The 3,999-nt window shown below is 72.5% G+C and carries 5 protein-coding genes; 1 reads left to right on the plus strand and 4 read right to left on the minus strand.

Going from position 1 to position 3,999, the window contains the following annotated elements; genetic code table 11:
- Positions 1 to 54: 54 nt before the first annotated feature.
- Positions 55 to 1,458 carry a class II fumarate hydratase gene (locus HMPREF3086_RS16530; protein ID WP_070722989.1) on the minus strand — a complete coding sequence of 468 codons (1,404 nt, stop codon included), beginning with the start codon at positions 1,456 to 1,458 and terminating at the stop codon, positions 55 to 57.
- A gap of 70 nt (positions 1,459 to 1,528) precedes the next feature.
- A complete protein-coding gene (glpX, locus tag HMPREF3086_RS16535; RefSeq protein ID WP_007631332.1) occupies positions 1,529 to 2,539 on the minus strand; it encodes a class II fructose-bisphosphatase in 1,011 nt (336 codons plus the stop codon).
- Positions 2,540 to 2,684: 145 nt separating this feature from the next.
- Between glpX and HMPREF3086_RS16540 the strand changes: the two genes are divergently transcribed.
- Positions 2,685 to 3,245 carry a DUF4245 domain-containing protein gene (locus HMPREF3086_RS16540; protein WP_070722991.1) on the plus strand — a complete coding sequence of 187 codons (561 nt, stop codon included), beginning with the start codon at positions 2,685 to 2,687 and terminating at the stop codon, positions 3,243 to 3,245.
- A gap of 47 nt (positions 3,246 to 3,292) precedes the next feature.
- Here the strand turns inward: HMPREF3086_RS16540 and HMPREF3086_RS16545 are convergent, their stop codons facing one another.
- Positions 3,293 to 3,526 carry an exodeoxyribonuclease VII small subunit gene (locus tag HMPREF3086_RS16545; protein WP_061227598.1) on the minus strand — a complete coding sequence of 78 codons (234 nt, stop codon included), beginning with the start codon at positions 3,524 to 3,526 and terminating at the stop codon, positions 3,293 to 3,295.
- Positions 3,526 to 3,999 (minus strand): exodeoxyribonuclease VII large subunit (locus tag HMPREF3086_RS16550; RefSeq protein WP_305790944.1); only part of this gene is annotated, 474 nt, incomplete at its 5' end. The genes HMPREF3086_RS16545 and HMPREF3086_RS16550, both read right to left, overlap by 1 nt.

Below are 3,999 nucleotides of genomic sequence, written 5' to 3' on the forward strand. Positions count from 1 at the left end.
CCCGGGCGGAGTCGCCCGGGCCCTGCGCCTGTGTCCGGGTGCGGTGGCGGCGGGTCAGCGCTCGCGATCGAGGCCGGTCATCCCGAGGACGTCGAGACGGCGGTCGAGCTCCTCCTCGGACAGCGGGTCGGGGACGAAGCCCAGCGCGATGACCGCCTCGCGGATGGTCAGCCCCTCGGCGAGGGCGTGCTTGGCGACGCGCGCCGCCTCCTCGTAGCCGATCGCCGAGTTCAGCGGCGTGACGATCGAGGGGGAGGACTCGGCCAGACGACGCATGCGGTCGACGTCCGGCTCGATGCCGTCGATGCACCGCTCGGCGAACAGGGTCGACGACGTGGACAGGATCCGGACCGACTCCAGCACGTTGCGGGCCATCACGGGGATGGCGGTGTTCAGCTCGAAGGCGCCGCTCGCGCCGGCCCAGGCGACCGCGGCGTCGTTGCCGACGACCTGGGCGGCGACCTGCGCGACCGTCTCGCACAGCACCGGGTTGACCTTGCCGGGCATGATCGACGACCCGGGCTGCAGGTCCGGCAGATGCACCTCGGAGAGTCCGGTCATGGGGCCCGACCCCATCCAGCGGATGTCGTTGGCGATCTTGGTCAGCGAGACCGCGACCGTACGCAGTGCGCCCGACAGCTCGACGAGCCCGTCACGGGCGGCCTGGGCCTCGAACGGGTCCACGGCCAGGCGGAGCTCCTCGAGACCGGTGAGGGAACGCAGTTCCTCGACGACGGCGGAGCCGAACCCGTCCGGGGCGTTGAGCCCGGTGCCCGCTGCGGTGCCGCCGATCGGCAGCTCGCCCACGCGGGGCAGGGTGCCGCAGACACGCTCGATGCCGGCCCGGATCTGGCGGGCGTAGCCGCCGAACTCCTGACCGAGGGTGACGGGGACGGCGTCCATGAGGTGCGTGCGGCCGGGCTTGACCACGTCACGCCACTGCTCGGCCTTCGCCTCGAACGACTCGGCGAGCACGCCGAGGGCCGGCACGAGGTCGGCGATCACGACCTCCGTCGCGGCGACGTGCGTGGCCGTGGGGAACGTGTCGTTGGACGACTGCGACATGTTCACGTCGTCGTTCGGGTGGACCGTGACGCCCTCGGCCGCGCAGAGCGAGGCGATGACCTCGTTGGTGTTCATGTTGGAGCTCGTGCCCGACCCCGTCTGGAACACGTCGACGGGGAAGTGATCGTCGACCTCGCCCTCGGCGATACGGCCGGCGGCCGCGACGATCGCGTGCACCTTCTCCCGGTCGAGCAGCCCGAGGCGTCCGTTGACGGTCGCGCAGGCTGACTTGAGCAGTCCGAGCGCGCGGATCTGCGCCCGCTCGAGGCCTCGGCCCGAGACGGGGAAGTTCTCCACGGCGCGCTGGGTCTGTGCACGCCAGAGGGCGTCGACCGGGACCCGGACCTCGCCCATCGTGTCGTGTTCGATACGGAATTCAGTCTGATCGGCCATGGGGCCAGACTAGGCGCGCCCGCCGGGCCGTGCAGGAACTACGGCGCGGGCCCGGCGGGCGCGGGTGCCGTCAGCGGGCGTCGGCGGCCTGGCCGTAGTCGACGGCCGAGAACTCGCGCAGCTTCTCCATCTTGTGACGGCCCTCGACGTGGCGGACCGTGCCGGACTTGGAGCGCATGACCAAAGACCGGGTGACGGCGCCGTTGGAGCGGTAGCTCACGCCCCGGACCATGTCGCCGTTGGTGATGCCGGTGGCGGCGAAGAAGCAGTTGTCGCCCTTGACGAGGTCGTCCGTGCCGAGGATGGCGTCGACGTCCAGGCCGGCGTCGACGGCCTTCTGCCGCTCCGCGTCGTCCTGCGGCCACAGCTGGCCCTGGATCTCGCCACCCATGCACTTCATGGCGCACGCGGTGATGATGCCCTCCGGCGTACCGCCGATACCCATGAGCATGTCCACCGAGCTGTCGTCAGAGGCCGCCGCCACGCCGCCCGCCACGTCGCCGTCCATGATGAGACGCACCTTGGCGCCGGCGGCACGGATCTCGGCGATGAGCTCGGCGTGGCGGGGGCGGTCGAGCACGCACACCGTCATGTCGCCGACGTCGATGTTCTTGGCCTCGGCCACCGACCGGATGTTCCACTCGGTGGACTTGGACAGGTCGATCCGGCCGACGGCGTCCGGGCCGACCGCGATCTTGCGCATGTAGAACACCGCCGACGGGTCGAACATCGCGCCGCGCTCGGCGACCGCGATCACGGCGATCGAATTGGGACGACCCTCCGCCATGAGGCGGGTGCCGTCGATCGGGTCCACGGCCACGTCGACCGCCGGCCCGTCACCGGTGCCGACCTTCTCGCCGTTGTAGAGCATGGGCGCCTCGTCCTTCTCGCCCTCACCGATCACCACGGTGCCGTCCATGTCGACGGTCGAGATGAGCTCACGCATGGCGTCGACCGCGGCACCGTCGCCACCGTTCTTGTCGCCCCGGCCCACCCAGCGCCCGGCGGCGAGAGCGGCGGCCTCGGTCACACGGACCAGCTCCATGGCGAGGTTACGATCGGGGCGCTTGGCGTCTGACATAGGTGGTCTGGCTCCTCGGAGGCGGGCGCGGGCGCGACGGGGTCACGCGCGTGCGGCGGGTTGTCGGCGCTCATTGTTCCACCTCCGCGACCGGGCCGGGGGCCACGCGCCGGAGTCGCCCCGGGTGGGTGGGATACTCACAGGCGTGGCCGAGGCGAAACCGAGAATCCTGCAGGGCAACCGCGACATGTTCTGGTCGGTGGTGGTGCTCATGGTCATCTGCGGACTCTTCGCCGGTGTCGCCGGACTGTGCACCTTCAGCCCGTCCGGCCCCGAGCAGGGGCAGATCCCGCAGTTCGACGCCGACGCGTCCCTGCGCCAGGACGCCCGCAGCCTCGAGTACCCGATCCGCTCGCCCGAGGTCCCCGCGGACTGGACCGCCAACTCCGGCCGCGTCCAGGGCTTCGCCGGCACCACCTCCAGCCACGTCGGCTGGGTGACCGGCGAACGCAGCTACGTCGAGCTCGTCCAGTCCGACGCACCGGAGGACGCGTTCCGCTCACTGAACGGCGGCCCGCGGCCCGAGCGCACCATGGTGCCGATCGCCGGGCGGGAATGGACGGTCCTCACCGGCGACGACGTCCGCCCCGTGTGGGTGCTGGACCTCGACGACGTCCGCGTGGCCGTGACCGGCTCGGCGCCCACGGATCAGTTCGAGACGCTCGCCGCCGCCGTCCAGGAGGCGGAGCCGCTCCCCACGCAGTGATCGCCCGCGCGGAGAGGTGAGCCCTCCCGCGTGACCGGGCGGCGGGCTCAGCCCCGGGCGGCGCCGCCCTCGTCGTCGTCGCCGAGGACTGCGTCGATGCGCGCGCGGGCGCCGTCGAGGTGCTCGGTGCACCGCGCGGCGAGTTCCTCGCCCCGCTCCCACAGGGCGAGGGAGGCGTCCAGGTCCTGGCCGCCGGCCTCGAGGATGCGGACCACCTCGATGAGCTCGTCGCGGGCCTGCTCGTAGCCCAGTTCGGAGACGGGGGTCTGCTCGTCGGACATCAGGACTGCTCCTCGGGGGTGTCGGTCTCGGGGGTGTCGGTGGTGGGCGACTCAGTGGTGTGCGACCCGGTTGTGGTCGGCGCGGGCGCGGTGGTGCGGCCGGCGGCGGGCGTCGACCCGAGCACCGCCGCGGACAGGGCGCCGTCGGAGACCCGGATGCGCAGCTGGGAGCCGGGCGGGGCGTCGGCGATCGACGACACCACCCGGCCGTCGTGCACCCCGGCCACCGACTGGACCACCGCGTAGCCGCGGGCGAGGGTGGCCGCCGGGCCGAGGGTGGTCAGGCGCGCCGACAGGTGGCCGAGCGACGTGGACTCCGAGTCGATGATCCGGGTGATGTCGCGCCGCGCGGCCCGCAGCGCCTCGGCGACGACCTCCGCGCGCGAGTCGACGATCCCGTGGGGGTTCGCCATGCACGGCCGGGACCGCACCGCGGCGAGCTGGTTGCGCTCGCGCTCCACCCAGCCGCGCAG

It is taken from the genome of Dietzia sp. HMSC21D01, assembly GCF_001815995.1.
GTDB lineage: Bacteria > Actinomycetota > Actinomycetes > Mycobacteriales > Mycobacteriaceae > Dietzia > Dietzia cinnamea.